Here is a 13,851-nt window from a genome sequence, read left to right on the forward strand (position 1 = left end):
ACTCGCCGGGGCCGGGCCGGGCCGGACCTCCGACCTCAGACCCCGGTGACCTTCCGCGGTGTCACAACGCCCGGCTCGCGTACGCCCTGACGTCGGCGTCCGTGTCACCGGTGACGGTCGCGAGCGCCGTCCGGGCGTCCTCGGTGACGGCCGTGTGCCGGGTCAGGGCGAGGACGGCCGCCTTGCGGACGTCGGCGTTCCGGTCGGCCAGGGCCCTGGCGAGGACGGGGACCGCGCGGTCGGAACCGGCGGCGGACAGCGCGGTGGCCGCGCCCGCCCGCACCTGCCAGGTGGGGTCGGACAGCGCGGTGACCGCACGGTCGGCCAGCGGGCCGGGGCAGCCCGTGTCCGCGAGGGCCGCGAGGGCGGCGCCGCGGACCAGGGCGTCGGGGTCCTCGGTGAGCCGGTCGAGGGCACCGCCGGTGCGGGGCTCCGCCCGCAGCGTCCCCAGTGCCTTGGCGACCGCGACCCGCACCTCACGAGAGGGATCGTCGGCGGCCGGGGAGAGCGACTTCGCGGCGTCCAGCGAGACCAGCCCGCGCACCCCCTCGATGCGCACCGGGACGTCGGGGTCGCGGAGGGCGGTGGCGAAGGTGCCGGCGCTGCCCAGACGCAGGATGCGCAGCAGGTCGAGGGCGGTGGCGCGGACGACGGGGTCGTGCTGGGCCAGTGCCTCGGCGAGGGGTTCGCCCAGGGCGGGTTCGGGCGTCAGCGTCTCGGCCAGTTCACGCAGGGAGGCGGCCGCGGCGGAGCGCACCTCGCCGTCGGGATCGGACAGGGCGGCGGCGAGTGCCGCACCGGTACCGGCCGGGACGGTCTCGGTGAGCACGGTGACCGCCGTGCGCCGGACGCCCGGTTCGGGATCGGCCAGGTAGGGGCGGAGGGCGGAGAGTTCGGGCTCGCTCTCGGCCAGGGCGAGCAGTTCCAGCAGCCTGGGGGATCCGGCGGCGCCCGGCTCGGCGGCCGCGGTGACGGCGGTGCCGGCGGTGCCGGCGGTCATGGCGGTGTCCGTGGCGTCCGCGGTGTCCGTGGCGTCCGTGGTGTCCGTGGTGCGGCCCCCGGTGGCGAAGGGCGCGGCGTCGCGGGCCCCGGCCGTCGCCACCTGCTCCGGGTGCACCTCGCCGAGGTGCCGGGAGGGGCCGCCGACCGGAGTGAACTCGTCGATCGGAACCAGATAGGGAGCCACGGGACGCACCGTGAACTCCATCGCACCGGAGGGGGACTTGTGCAGATCGAGGTGGTGGAACCAGGACGCGTCGTCGCGCTCGGGGGTGTCGACGCGCTCGTGGTAGAGGCCCCAGCGGGATTCCGTGCGGGCCAGGGAGGCCCGGGCGGCCATCTCCGCGCAGTCGCGGATGAAGGTGACCTCGGTGCAGCGCATCAGCTCGTGCGGGGTGCGGGCGCCCATCGCGGCGATGTCCGTGCGCATCCGCTCGAAGGACTCCAGGGCGAGCGACAGCCGGGCGCCGGATTTCGGCGGCGCCACGTAGTCGTTGACGAAGCGCCGCAGCTTGTACTCGACCTGCGGCTGCGGCGGGCCGTCGGGGTTGCGCAGCGGGCGGTAGACCAGTTCGTGCGCCTCGCGCAGCTGCTCGGGCGGCAGTTCGCCCGCGTAGGCGGTGTACCGGGCGGCGTCCGCGCCCGCCAGGTCGCCGAAGACGAACGCGCCGATCATGTAGTTGTGCGGCACGCAGGCCAGGTCACCGGCCGCGTAGAGGCGGGGCACGGTGGTGCGGGCGTGGTCGTCGACCCGGACGCCCGAGGCGGAGTGGCCGCCGCACAGGCCGATCTCGGAGATGTGCATCTCGACGTCGTGGGTGCGGTAGTCGTGCCCGCGGCCGGCGTGGAAGGTGCCGCGTGTCGGCCGCTCGGTGGAGTGCAGGATGGACTCCAGAGCAGAGACCGACTCCTCCGGGAGGTGGCTGAGCTTCAGGTAGACCGGGCCGCGGTCGCTGGCGACCTCCGCGGCGAACTCGGCCATCATCTGCCCCGACCAGTAGTCGGAGTCGACGAAGCGCTCACCGTGACGGTTGACCTGGTAACCGCCGAAGGGATTGGCGACGTAGGCGCACGCCGGGCCGTTGTAGTCCTTGATCAGCGGGTTGATCTGGAAGCACTCGATGCCGGTCAGTTCGGCGCCCGCGTGGTAGGCCATGGCGTAGCCGTCACCGGCGTTGGTGGGGTTCTCGTAGGTGCCGTAGAGGTAGCCGGAGGCGGGCAGGCCGAGCCGGCCCGCGGCGCCGGTCGCGAGGATCACGGCACCGGCGCGGACGGTCACGAAGCGCCCCGTGCGGGTGTTGAAGCCCGCCGCACCGACCGCCCGGCCCTCCGCCGTCAGGACTCGCACCGGCATCACACGGTTCTCGATGCGGATCCGCTCGCGCATCTCGCGCCGCCGCAGCTGCCGGTACAGGACCTTCTTGACGTCCTTACCCTCCGGCATCGGCAGCACGTAGGAGCCGGACCGGTGCACCTGGCGGACGGCGTAGTCGCCGTGCTCGTCCTTCTCGAACTTCACCCCGTACGACTCCAGCCGCTGGACCATGGCGAAGCCGCGGGTGGCGGTCTGGCGGACGGTGGACTGGTCGACGATGCCGTCGTTGGCGCGGGTGATCTCCGCGACGTAGTCGTTGGGTTCGGCGCGGCCGGGGACGACGGCGTTGTTGACCCCGTCCATGCCCATGGCGAGCGCGCCGGAGTGGCGGACGTGGGCCTTCTCCAGCAGCAGCACGTCCGCACCGTGCTCGGCGGCGGTCAGCGCGGCCATGGTGCCGGCGGTGCCGCCGCCGATGACGAGGACGTCGCAGGAGAGTTCTTCGGCGTCGGTGAGGGCGGGGATCTCCACCAGGTGGCCTTTCATGTGCCGAGGGATGTCAGGACGTCGCGCCGCAGCGCCAGGCGGGCGGGGGCGTTGTGCGCGGTGCGGTCCCGGGGCCGGGGCACCTCGCGTACGGCGGTCAGTCGGCCGGCGCCGAGCAGGGCAACGCGGTCTCCGAGGAACAGGGCCTCGTCCACGTCGTGGGTGACGAAGACGACCGTGGCTCCCGTGCCCCGCAGTACCTCCACCAGCAGGTCCTGCATGCCGGCACGGGTCTGGGCGTCGAGGGCGCCGAAGGGTTCGTCCATCAGGACGGCGCGGGGACGCCCGGCCAGCGCACGGGCCAACTGGGCGCGCTGGCGCTGCCCCCCGGAGACACGGTGTGGCAACTGCCCGGCCTGTGCGGCGAGGCCGACCCGCTCCAGCCAGGCCGTCACCTGTGCCCGGCGTTCGGTGCGGGGCAGGCCCTGGATGGCGAGGGGGAGTTCGACGTTGGCGCGCAGGGTGCGCCAGGGCAGGAGGGCGTCCTCCTGGAAGACCAGCGCCCGGTCCGCGCCGGGGCCGTCGACGGGGTGCCCGTCCTGCTCCGCCGTTCCGGCCAGCGGCGGCAGCAGACCGGCCAGCGTGCGCAGCAGCGTCGACTTGCCGCAGCCCGAGGGCCCCACCACGGTGAGGATCTCGCCGGGGGAGACGTCGACGTCCACTCCGCTCACCGCGGCGGCGTCCGGGTGGCCGAGGGTGGCGCCGCGCAGGGTGAGCCGGGTGCCGCGGGGGGACGTTCCGACCCCGGTCGGCGGTCGGGCCCCGTCTGCGGCGGCGATCCCGATGCCCATCCCACCGCCGACCTCGGCTCCGGTCCCGGTCCCGGTCCCGGTCTCGATCCCGGTCCCGTTCGTCGTCCCGGTCCCGGTCCCGGTCCCGGTCCCGGTCCCGTGCCCGTTCTTGTTCTCAGTCTCAGTCTCCGTCTCAGTCTCGGACGAGGTGCTCATCGCGTGCCTCCTCGGGATGTGCGGGGGTGTCCTCGCGTACCGCGGCGCGGGCGGGCGACGGCGCCGCACCGGCCGGCGCCGGCTTCGGGCGGGCGGCGGGGACGTGGGCCGTGCGCGGCAGCCAGCGGGTGAGGCGGCGGCCCAGCAGTTCCACGGCCGTGGAGGTCAGCCAGCCGAGCACACCGATGGTGACCATGCCGACGAAGACGCCCGGGTAGTCGACGACCGTGTAGTCCTGCCAGGTGCGGTATCCCACGCCGTACTGACCGGAGATCATCTCGGCGGAGATCACGCAGATCCACGAGACGCCGATGCCGACGGACAGACCACCGAAGACACCGGGCAGCGCGCCCGGCAGGACCACCGAGCCGAGGACGCGCCACCGGCCGCCGCCCATGGTGCGGACCGCCTCCTCCCACACGGGCGTCAGCGCGCGCACCGCGTGCCGGGTGGAGACCAGGACGGGGAAGAAGGCGGCGGCGCAGGTGATGAAGACGATGCCCTGCTCGTTGGAGGGGAAGAGGAGGATCGCCACGGGGACGAGGGCGATGGCGGGAACGGGCCGGATCACTTCGAGCACCGGACCGAGCAGGTCCTCGGCGAGCCGCGAGCGGGCCACCAGCACACCCGTGGCCACGCCCAGGACTGCGGCGAGCAGGAAGCCGGTGAGGATGCGGGTCAGGCTGTCGGTGAGGTCGGTCCAGTAGTCGGGCCCCGCCAGCCGGTCGGCGAAGGTGTGGGCCACGTCGGTGACGGTGGGGAACTGCGAGAAGCGCAGCCACAGGTCGATGTCCCGGCTGGTCAGCAGCTGCCACAGGCCCAGGGCGACGGCGAGCGAGGCGATCCGCAGCGCGTAGCGGGCGGAGCGGTTCACGACGCCCGCCCCAGCGCCTCGGCGTACGGGACGACGCGCGCTCCGCCGTGCCCGGCGAGGTACGCCCGTGCGGTCTCGGGCGCGACGAAGGGCAGCAGTGCGTCGCCGTCGGCCACCCACACCGCCTGGTCGGCGAACCACAGGGTGCCGGTGGTGGTGTCGGGGACGTACGCGGCGCGGACCTCGTCGCAGTGCGCGGCCACGTGCCGCAGCAGCGCGGTGGGGGAGGTGAAGGAAAGGGTCTTCCGCGCGCCCTCGGTCCAGACCTCGCCGGCCGGTTCCGGGGGCGTGGCGGCGAGCCGCTCGGCGTACTCGGCGGGGCCGAGGGCCTTCTTCACGTACTGGTCGTCGACGAAGGCGTCCACGTCCACGTCGCCGGTGAGTTTCGCGTCCTTGAGGACCGAGACGTCCTCGTTGAGGGCCTCGACGAGCTGCGGCTTGATCGCCGGGTCGAAGGTGGCGATGCCCTGGGCGCCGTTGTAGAGGTAGACGGTCTCCGTGGGCAGGCCGGTGGCCTTCGCGACCTTCTCGGCGGCGGCCACGGGATGGGCGTCCAGATAGTCGGTCGCTTGCGCCTGGGCCTTCAGGAAAGCCTCCAGCACGGCGGGGCGCCGTTTCGCGAACTCCTCGACGGCGGTGACGCCGTGGAAGGTGGGCAGGTTCAGCTGAGCCCCGTCGTACAGGGCCTTCGCCTTGCCCTGCTGGGCGAGCAGGCCGGGCCAGGCGACGAACTGGGACAGGGCGTCCGCGCTTCCCGCGTCCAGGGCCGAGGCGCCCACGGCGGGCTGCTGGTTGAGCTTCTCGATGTCCTCGGCGGGGTCGAGACCGGCGCGTTGCAGGGCGCGTACGAGGGTCCCGTCGGCGGCCGAGCCGACGCTGGTCGAGACCTTCTTGCCCTTGAGGTCCTTCAGGGAGGCGAGGGAGGAACCGGGTGGGACGACGATGGTGTTGAGGCCGCCGCGCAGGTTGTAGCCGGTGACCGAGACCAGGCGGGTCGGCTTGCCGAGCTGCTTGCCGCGGGCCGCGTTGATGAGCAGGGGGAAGTCACCCATCGAGCCGATGTCGATCTTCCCGGCGGTCATCTGGGCGGTGATGGGCGCGCCGGTCGCGTAGTCCTGCCAGTCGACCTTGTAGGTGACTCCGTCGCCGAGGGAGTCGAGTTGCTTCTCGAAGTAGCCGAGGGAGCGCAGGAGGGTGCCGGCGGTGACCGTGTTGATCGTCCTGGACTGGTAGCCGACCGTCACGGTGACCGTGGAGCCGTCCCCGTCGGCGGAGGCGTCGCCGCCGCAGGCGGTGAGGGGGAGGAGCAGGGCCGCGGCGGCAGCGGCGGCGCCGGCGGGGAGCGAGGTGCGTTTCGCTTTCATGGGGGGTCGGCCTCTCACCGGAGCAGGTAGGGCATGTTGACCGTGACCGCCCCGGTGGGGCAGCGGGCGGCGCACGGGCCGCAGTACCAGCACTCGTCGACGTGCATGTACGCCTTGCCGTTGCGCTCGTCGATGGCGAGGGAGTCCAGCGGGCACATGTCCACGCAGAGCGTGCAGCCTTCGATGCACTTCGACTCGTCGATGGTCACGGGCACGTCGGCCCGCTGGGGCGCCAAGGGCATGGCTGTCTCCAGGGAGGGTGCGCGAAAGGGGGTTCAGCGGGTCACAGCGACCGGTGCAGCAGGCCGCTCATCGCGATGCGGTCGCCGCGGAAGCGGACGAACTCCAGGTCCACCGGGCGGCCGTCGGCGAGGTGGGTGAGCCGTTCCAGCATGAGGACCGCCGTGCCGCGCGGTGCCTCCAGTACGGCGGCGGAGTGCGCGTCGGCGGTGACGGCCTCCAGGGTGATCTCGGCGTGGCCGAGCGGCCGGCCGGTGACGGATTCCAGGAGCCGGAACACGTCGGTGTTCTCCAGGTCCGCGCCGAGCAGGGCGGTGCCGATGTCGAGGGGGAGGTAGGTGAGGTCGAGGGAGAGGGGGACGCCGTTGAGGCGGCGCAGGCGTTCGATGTAGAGGACGTCGGCGCCCGGTGGGACGCGGAGGCGTTCGGCAACCGGGGCGGGGGCCGGTACGGGGACGGTCGTACGGACCTCGTTGGTGACGCGGCCGTGTTCGTGCAGGGTCTCGGCGAGGCCCATCAGCCGGTCGAGCCCGTGGGCGTACTTGCGGGCCACGACCACGGTGCCGATCCCGGGCCGGCGGGCGACGAGGTCTTCGGCGCGCAGCAGGTCGAGCGCCTGGCGGACGGTGTTGCGGGTGGTGGCGTAGTCGGCGGCGAGGGTGTCCTCGTGGGGGAGGACGCCGTCGGGAAAGGAGTCGTCGAGGAGCTGGCAGCGCAGCAGGTCGGCCAGTTGACGGGCCCGGTCGGCGCGCAGCCGACGCCGCGTGCGGTGGGCGGCGACGGTGGTCGCGCCCTGGCCGGCGTGGTCTCGGATACGGTCGGTGGGCGGCATGGCTGGAACCATACCTATCCGGTGGGATTAGTGGTGTTGCGGCAATGTTGCGCCACCCCGGGCTCCGCGGTCCGCCGGGGTGAGCTGGGGTTTCTGTCGACGGCGGGGGAGTTCTGCCACCGCGGTTCCCATCGCGGTTCCCATCGGGGCTCCCACTGCGGTTCCTACCGGGGTTCTCCCACCAGGGTTCCCACCCGCGGGCCCCATCCTGGTTCCCCCCGGCGGCTCCACCGGGGGCGCAAGGCGCGCGGCGGGCTGTGCGGCCGGGCGCTCGCGGGGGTGCCGCTGCGACCGCCCCACCAGGCGCTGGAGGAGACACGGCCGCCTTCGGGACGCAGGGGGCTATGCCAGGGCCGTCAGACCCGGGGCGAAGGTGATCAGGAGGGGAAGGAGGGGGATCAGCGCGGCTGTCGCCGTGGTCAGGGCGCGGTGGCGGCGGGGCAGGCGGGGCCGGGGCTCCAGCAGGCGGTCGACCCGTTCGCCGAGGAGGCGGTGGCTGGAGGCGCAGGACAGGACGCCGCGGTGCTGGTTCAGCTCGATCAGGGCCAGCGCGGTGGTCAGGTGGCCGCAGCGCCGGGAGGCGGTGTCGTCGGCCGAGAGCTCGACCAGGCGGTGGGTCTGGTCGCAGAAGTGGGCGAAGAGCGGGACGCTCGGGAATCCGGTGGCGAGAGCGATCGACAGGTGCAGCAGCCAGTCGTGGCGGGCCCGCGCGTGGCCGCGCTCGTGGGTGAGGACGGCGTCCAGCTGGTGGTCGGTGAGGCGGTGCAGGGCGCCGGTGGTGACGATCAGCTGGGGCGGGCTGCCGGGCATCCACCAGGCGTCCGGGTACTCGTCCTCCAGCACCAGCAGGGGCCCGCGGGCGGCCGGGAGCCCGGCGGGCAGGTCGGGGGCGCGCTCGCGCAGATGGGCGCGGGACCGGGCGCGCCGACGGCGGGCCTCGACGAGTTCGCGCACGAGCATCGCGGTCGTCCAGGCGGCGCCGGCCGCCAGCAGCAGGGTGAGGACGGCTGCCCAGACCGGACCGGCGGAAAGGTTGTACGCCGCGGTGACCGCGGGCGGCGCCGGGGCGAAGAGCTGGGCGCGGACGGTCCCGAAGACGGCGGTGACACCGAGGACGAGAGCCGTCAGACAGCACAGCAGCACGGTGGCGACCAGGCACTGCCACACCCACAGCCCGACCACGGGGTCCCGCTCGGGCCACGCCGAACGGGTCAGCGCGCGCGGCACCGGCACCGCGGCGGTCACGGCGACGACGAACAGCAGGAGCAGGCAGACGGTCATGCCACTGGCTCCGGATCCTGGTCGAAGGATGGGCGGCTCTGGCTGTACAGGGCTGTGCTGGGTGCTGAGTTGGTTGCAGTGCTGAGTGCTGAGTGCTGAGTGCTGGGTGCTGCGCTGCGCCGGGCCGGGCCGTGTGCGCGCACCGCCCGACGCCAGTATGACGGGGCGGGGCGGTGCGAGTCAGGTGTCGGCGGGCACCGGATCCGGAATCCGTGCCCTCGCCCACCGGTCGGGAACAGCCTCCCGGCCGCACACGGCACCGCACGCAGCACCGCACGCAGCACCGCACACGGCACCGCACACGGCACCGCACACGGCACCGCACGCAGCACCGCACACGGCACCGCACGCAGCACCGCACGCAGCACCGCGCACGCCGCCGGGAGCCCTCCCGCGTCCGCTCAGGCGCCCCGTCCGACCACCCGCCCGGTCACCTCTCCCAGCCCCACCCGGGCACCGCCGGGTCCCGGCGCCCAGGCCGAGAGGGTCACCACGTCCCCGTCCTCCAGGAACGTCCGCTTGCCGTCGGGGAGTTCCAGCGGGTCGCGGCCGTTCCAGGTCAGTTCGAGCAGCGACCCCCGCTCCCGCTCGGCCGGCCCGCTCACCGTGCCCGAGCCGTAGAGGTCGCCGGTGCGCAGCGACGCGCCGTTGACGGTCAGGTGGGCCAACTGCTGGGCGGCCGTCCAGTACATGGTGGAGAACGGCGGCTCGGAGACGACGTGGCCGTTGAGGGCGACGGAGATCCGCAGGTCGTAGCCGCCGGGACCGTCCTGGTCGGTGTTCGTGTCGTCGAGGTAGGGCAGCAGCTCGTGGGTGCGCTCCGGCGGCGCCACCCGTGCCTCCTCCAGCGCGTCCAGCGGGGTGATCCACGCCGACACCGACGTGGCGAAGGACTTGCCGAGGAACGGTCCGAGGGGCACGTACTCCCAGGCCTGGACGTCCCGCGCGGACCAGTCGTTGAGCAGGCAGAGCCCGAAGACGTGCTCGCGGAAGTCGCCGAGCGCCACCGGACTGCCCGGCTCGGACGGCACGCCCACCACGAAGCCGACCTCGGCCTCGATGTCGAGGCGGACGGACGGGCCGAAGACGGGAGCGGCGTCGGCCGGTGCCTTGCGCTGCCCCGACGGGCGTACGACGTCGGTGCCGGACACGACGACCGTGCCGGAGCGGCCGTGGTAGCCGATCGGGAGGTGCTTCCAGTTCGGGGTGAGGGAGTCGGCGGCGTCGGGGCGGAAGATCCGGCCGACGTTGCGGGCGTGGTTCTCGGAGGCGTAGAAGTCGACGTAGTCGGCGACCTCGAAGGGCAGGTGCAGGGTCACCGACGACAGCGGATGGAGGAGCGGCTCCAGGACCTCCCGGTGGGAGGGGACCGTCACCCACGCCGTCAGCGCGCGTCGCACGTCCGACCACGCCGTGCGCCCGGCCGCCAGCAGCGGGTTGAGGGTGGGCCGGGCGAGCAGGGACGCGTACGGCGAGCCGAGTGCGTGGGCCGCCGCGCCCGCGTCGAGGACGTGGTCGCCGAGCCGGACGCCCACCGTCCGGTCCGACCGGTCGCGCGAGCCGGGGATCGAGAACACGCCGTAGGGAAGGTTGTGCGGACCGAAGGGATCGCCCTCGGGGACATCGAAGGGGGGCATCGGGTGCTGCCTCGCTTTCGTGCTCGCCATGTGCGCCGTGTGAAGCGGTGCGCCACATGAGCGGTGTGCGTCACGTGACATGTGGTCGGGCCACACGTTACGGCCGACCCACCGGTCTTGGGCAGAGCGGCGGATGGTGACCGCGCCCCGGACGCGATCTGGACGCGGTGGTGCGTACAGGGGCAAGTCACCCAGAACAAAAGGAAGGTACCGGCGAGATCGCCCGGAGGGCGGGCGGCGTTCCATGGTGACGCCAACCGGTGCAGAGGCCCTGAACCGGCTTTAGACGATGATGTGTCAGGTTTCGGGCACGAGTGGCCGTCCTCGGGCATTCTCGTTCCGGTACGAACGCACTCGCTACGCCCTCGTTCGGAAGCGGTCACGGGTGAGGCGGAGGGGTGCGGTGTCCGTATTCTCTGATCATGGACCGCACCGCATATTCACTCGTCGCCACCGACCTGGACGGCACACTGCTCCGCGGCGACGACACCGTCTCCGACCGGTCGCTGGCCGCGCTGGCGCGGGTCGCCGGGGCGGGTGCGCGGCACCTGGTGGTGACGGGGCGGCCGGCCCCCCGGGTGCGCCCCCTGCTCGACCGGCTCGGCTGCACGGGACTCGCGGTGTGCGGGCAGGGCGCGCAGGTGTACGACGCCGGGGCGCACCGGATGCTGTGGTCGGTCACCCTGGACCGGGAGCTGGCCGAGACCGCGCTCGGCAAGATCGAGGCCGAGGTGGGCCAGGTGTACGCCGCCGTCGACCAGGACGGCGTGGACGGGCTGACGCTCATCGAACCGGGCTACCTGATGCCCCACCCGACCCTGCCCGCGGTCCGCGTCGAGCGGCGCGAGCAGCTGTGGTCCACGCCGATCAGCAAGGTGCTGCTGCGCCACCCCGAGCTGACGGACGACGAGCTGGCGACGACGGCGCGCGCGGTGGTCGGTTCCCTCGCGACGGTCACCATGTCGGGGCCCGGCACAGTGGAGCTGCAACCGTGCGGCATCACCAAGGCGACCGGCCTGGCGCTGGCCGCCGAGCACCTGGGCCTCGGCCGGCGGCGGACGATCGCCTTCGGGGACATGCCCAACGACATCCCCATGTTCCACTGGGCGTCCCACGGCGTCGCCATGGCGGACGCCCACCCCGAACTCAAGGCGGTGGCCGACGAGGTCACCACGACGAACGAGGACGACGGCGTGGCCGTCGTCCTCGAGCGGATCTTCGGTACCTCCTAGGCGAGGCCCAGGCGGTGTACGGCTCAGTACGCGCTGAAGACGTTGTCCATCGAGCCGTAGCGGTCGGCCGCGTAGTTGCAGGCCGCGGTGATGTTGGCGACCGGGTCGTACGGGTCCCAGGAGGTGCCCTCGACGTGGTAGGCCTGGAAGGTCGGGTCGATCACCTGGAGCAGCCCCTTGGACGGGGTGCCGTTGATGGCGTTGATGTCCCAGTTGTTGATGGCGAGCGGGTTGCCGGAGGACTCACGCATGATGTTGCGGTGAATGCCCTCGTAGGTCCCGGGGATGCCGTGCTGGGCCATGATGTCGAGCGACTCGCGGATCCAGCCGTCGAGGTTGTCCGGGTAGGTCGTGGCCGCCGTGGTGGCGGTCGTGGCGGCGGCCGGGGTGGCCGCGGAAGCGGTGGTGGCGCCGATGAGCGGCAGCGCGAGCACCGCGGCACCGACGCCGGCCACGGCGAGCTTGCGGGCGAGGCGGCTGGTGCGGGCGTGACGGTTCTGACCGTTGGCAGACATGCGGTGTCCCTCTCCATACGCCTACGAGGTGAGCTGTCGGGTTCGGGCGGGGGAGTGCCCGGCCGTGCCCTGACGGGTACGGCTTCACCCCTAGCCGCTCCGGTGGTGACCGGTGCGGCGACTTACCTGGGTCCCCCGCTCCTGCCTGCGAGTGTGTTGGGTGGATGACTGTGCGACGGGCGGTGGCAGGATTCGGCGTCCGCCCGACAGGCCGGGAACGTATGCGAGAGCACATGTCCGGAACAAGTGCAGGAATCACCCTCCATGCCTGTTGACCTTGGTCTGGGGTGTTTGAGGCTCTTGATCCTTTGCTGTTGCCAAGCATCAACTGGCTTGTGGGGCAAAGGGAGGGCACAGGTTTGGGCGGGGTTGCCCGTGGGCGGTCCGGAGTGAGCCAACTCACTGGCCTCAACAAGCGCGGCAAAACGGGCATTGAGCTCAACTGTGTGCCAACCGGCCGCGGGTGGGGACGGCTTCGGGTGTCGAGCGCCGGAGGGAGGGAAACGGGGAGAGTGGGGAGGGGTGGGGCGGGGCGGGGAGGCAGGTGGGTGGGCCCGCGAGGTGCCGGTCGTGCGTGCGGACCGGAGCGGCCCATGCCGCGGGTGGCGTGTGCGGATTGGGTGACGTTCTCGAAGTGCGGGCCGTTGGGAGGGGTGGTGGGATCTTCGGTGGCGGCTCCGGCCCGTTCGCCCCTCCGGGTCCGGCTCGTCCCCCCTGGCGATATCAATCAAAATCTGCTCATATCACCTGATCAAAAACATACCGTTCATGATCCGATACCGACCAGCCTGTAACGGTGGGCGCTAGCGGTGATCGAAACGTGACCGGATACGCTGACTTGAGTGGTGGCAGCGACCTATCGACAAACCAGGTAATCGCCAGTAGACACCAGCAGACAGGAGACCCCTCGTGACCGTCGTCGGGCCGTTCGGGCTGAGCGTGCGGGACCAGGCTCTGGAAGCCGATGTCCAGGCCGGATTGGTTGCTGTCGAGGAAGGGTTGCTTGAGGCAACCAAAAGTGAGGTTCCGTTCATCACGGAGGCCGCCCAGCACCTGGTGCGGGCCGGTGGGAAACGGTTCCGACCGCTGCTGGTGATGCTCTCGGCCCAGTTCGGCGACCCCTACGCCCCCGGGATCGTGCCCTCGGCCGTGGTGGTGGAGCTGACCCACCTCGCCACGCTGTACCACGACGACGTCATGGACGAGGCCACCGTGCGGCGCGGGGTGCCCAGCGCGAACACCCGCTGGGGCAACTCGGTCGCCGTCCTCACCGGCGACTTCCTGTTCGCCCGTGCCTCGCAGATCCTCGCCGACCTCGGTCCCGAGGCGGTCCGCGTCCAGGCCCTCGCGTTCGAGCGGCTGGTCACCGGTCAGATCCTGGAGACGGCGGGCCCGCAGGACGGCCGCGACCCGGTCGACCACTACCTGGACGTGCTCGGCGGCAAGACGGGCTCCCTGGTGGCCGTCTCCTGCCGGTTCGGCGCGATGATGTCCGGCGCCGACGAGACGGTGGTGGACGTGCTGACCCAGTACGGCGAGCGGCTCGGCGTCGCCTTCCAGCTGGCGGACGACGTCCTGGACATCGCCTCCGACTCCGACGAGTCCGGCAAGACCCCCGGCACCGACCTGCGCGAGGGCATCCCCACCCTGCCCGTCCTGCGGCTGCGCGAGCGGGCGGCCCGGCTGGGGCTCGCCGAGGACGTCGCGCTGTGCGAGCTGCTCGACTCCGACCTGAGCGACGACGCGCGGCACGCGGAGGCGCTGCGCCTGCTGCGCGCCCACCCCGCGCTGGAGCAGGCCCGGCGGGACACCGTCCGGTACGCCAAGGACGCCCGGGCCGCGCTGGCCCCGCTGCGGGAGTGCGACGCGAAGGCCGCGCTGATCGAGCTGTGCGACGCGGTGGTCCACCGGGCCGGCTGACCGCCCGGCGGTTCGGAGCGTGCCGACCTTCGCGCCGTCGGCCGCGCGCCGTCTGCCGTCGCGTCACACCCCGCCACGTCTGCTGTATCCGCTATGTCCGTCACTTGGGCCACGTGCGGCCCCGTCCCCTGCCGTGGGCGTACTGCGGC

Annotated in this window: 11 protein-coding genes and 1 riboswitch; of the genes, 2 read left to right on the forward strand and 9 right to left on the reverse strand. The window is 72.6% G+C overall.

The window, feature by feature from the left end; all coding sequences use genetic code 11:
- Positions 1–61: 61 nt before the first annotated feature.
- The 8 genes from IE94_RS0100810 to fahA all read right to left on the reverse strand — a co-directional run bounded on the left by IE94_RS0100810 (position 62) and on the right by fahA (position 10,035).
- Positions 62–2,860 (reverse strand): fumarate reductase/succinate dehydrogenase flavoprotein subunit, encoded by a 2,799-nt coding sequence (locus IE94_RS0100810; RefSeq protein ID WP_030145382.1) that lies wholly within the window; start codon positions 2,858–2,860, stop codon positions 62–64.
- The gene (locus IE94_RS0100815) at positions 2,857–3,651 is read right to left on the reverse strand and encodes an ABC transporter ATP-binding protein (protein ID WP_078606387.1); all 795 of its coding nucleotides are present in this window, start codon (positions 3,649–3,651) and stop codon (positions 2,857–2,859) included. Before IE94_RS0100815 ends, IE94_RS0100810 begins: the two co-directional genes overlap by 4 nt.
- 133 nt (positions 3,652–3,784) lie before the next feature.
- Entirely contained in the window at positions 3,785–4,681 is an 897-nt protein-coding gene (locus tag IE94_RS0100820) for an ABC transporter permease (RefSeq protein WP_037921418.1), read from the reverse strand.
- Positions 4,678–6,045 (reverse strand): ABC transporter substrate-binding protein, encoded by a 1,368-nt coding sequence (locus IE94_RS0100825; protein ID WP_030145385.1) that lies wholly within the window; start codon positions 6,043–6,045, stop codon positions 4,678–4,680. The genes IE94_RS0100820 and IE94_RS0100825 overlap by 4 nt, the downstream gene beginning before the upstream one ends.
- 14 nt (positions 6,046–6,059) lie before the next feature.
- Positions 6,060–6,287 carry a 4Fe-4S dicluster domain-containing protein gene (locus IE94_RS0100830; RefSeq protein ID WP_030145386.1) on the reverse strand — a complete coding sequence of 76 codons (228 nt, stop codon included), beginning with the start codon at positions 6,285–6,287 and terminating at the stop codon, positions 6,060–6,062.
- A 41-nt stretch (positions 6,288–6,328) separates the two neighbouring features.
- The gene (locus IE94_RS0100835) at positions 6,329–7,117 is read right to left on the reverse strand and encodes a GntR family transcriptional regulator (RefSeq protein ID WP_030145387.1); all 789 of its coding nucleotides are present in this window, start codon (positions 7,115–7,117) and stop codon (positions 6,329–6,331) included.
- 342 nt (positions 7,118–7,459) lie between these two features.
- The gene (locus tag IE94_RS0100840) at positions 7,460–8,398 is read right to left on the reverse strand and encodes a M56 family metallopeptidase (RefSeq protein ID WP_030145388.1); all 939 of its coding nucleotides are present in this window, start codon (positions 8,396–8,398) and stop codon (positions 7,460–7,462) included.
- A gap of 401 nt (positions 8,399–8,799) precedes the next feature.
- Positions 8,800–10,035, reverse strand: coding sequence for a fumarylacetoacetase (gene fahA, locus IE94_RS0100845; RefSeq protein WP_030145389.1), 1,236 nt, complete (start codon positions 10,033–10,035; stop codon positions 8,800–8,802).
- Between the two features lie 422 nt (positions 10,036–10,457).
- Between fahA and IE94_RS0100850 the strand changes: the two genes are divergently transcribed.
- Complete coding sequence (locus IE94_RS0100850) at positions 10,458–11,267, forward strand: HAD family hydrolase (protein WP_030145390.1); 810 nt, start codon at positions 10,458–10,460, stop codon at positions 11,265–11,267.
- 23 nt (positions 11,268–11,290) lie between these two features.
- Here the strand turns inward: IE94_RS0100850 and IE94_RS0100855 are convergent, their stop codons facing one another.
- The gene (locus IE94_RS0100855; protein WP_030145391.1) at positions 11,291–11,782 is read right to left on the reverse strand and encodes a transglycosylase SLT domain-containing protein; all 492 of its coding nucleotides are present in this window, start codon (positions 11,780–11,782) and stop codon (positions 11,291–11,293) included.
- A gap of 4 nt (positions 11,783–11,786) precedes the next feature.
- Positions 11,787–11,955: riboswitch (cyclic di-AMP (ydaO/yuaA leader) on the reverse strand.
- 736 nt (positions 11,956–12,691) lie between these two features.
- Here IE94_RS0100855 and IE94_RS0100860 point away from each other — a divergent pair.
- Positions 12,692–13,702, forward strand: a complete 1,011-nt coding sequence (locus IE94_RS0100860; RefSeq protein WP_030145392.1) for a polyprenyl synthetase family protein — start codon at positions 12,692–12,694, stop codon at positions 13,700–13,702.
- Positions 13,703–13,851: the final 149 nt, after the last annotated feature.

The organism is Streptomyces violaceorubidus, from assembly GCF_000717995.1.
Lineage (GTDB): Bacteria > Actinomycetota > Actinomycetes > Streptomycetales > Streptomycetaceae > Streptomyces > Streptomyces violaceorubidus.

What these genes read in the sequence shown, in the direction of transcription:
- IE94_RS0100830 (WP_030145386.1), bottom strand. Translation starts at nt 6,287, where the DNA reads ATGCCCTTGGCGCCCCAGCGGGCCGACGTGCCCGTGACCATCGACGAG.
- IE94_RS0100810 (WP_030145382.1), bottom strand. Translation starts at nt 2,860, where the DNA reads ATGAAAGGCCACCTGGTGGAGATCCCCGCCCTCACCGACGCCGAAGAA.
- IE94_RS0100815 (WP_078606387.1), bottom strand. Translation starts at nt 3,651, where the DNA reads ATGGGCATCGGGATCGCCGCCGCAGACGGGGCCCGACCGCCGACCGGG.
- IE94_RS0100855 (WP_030145391.1), bottom strand. Translation starts at nt 11,782, where the DNA reads ATGTCTGCCAACGGTCAGAACCGTCACGCCCGCACCAGCCGCCTCGCC.
- IE94_RS0100835 (WP_030145387.1), bottom strand. Translation starts at nt 7,117, where the DNA reads ATGCCGCCCACCGACCGTATCCGAGACCACGCCGGCCAGGGCGCGACC.
- IE94_RS0100850 (WP_030145390.1), top strand. Translation starts at nt 10,458, where the DNA reads ATGGACCGCACCGCATATTCACTCGTCGCCACCGACCTGGACGGCACA.
- fahA (WP_030145389.1), bottom strand. Translation starts at nt 10,035, where the DNA reads ATGCCCCCCTTCGATGTCCCCGAGGGCGATCCCTTCGGTCCGCACAAC.
- IE94_RS0100825 (WP_030145385.1), bottom strand. Translation starts at nt 6,045, where the DNA reads ATGAAAGCGAAACGCACCTCGCTCCCCGCCGGCGCCGCCGCTGCCGCC.
- IE94_RS0100840 (WP_030145388.1), bottom strand. Translation starts at nt 8,398, where the DNA reads ATGACCGTCTGCCTGCTCCTGCTGTTCGTCGTCGCCGTGACCGCCGCG.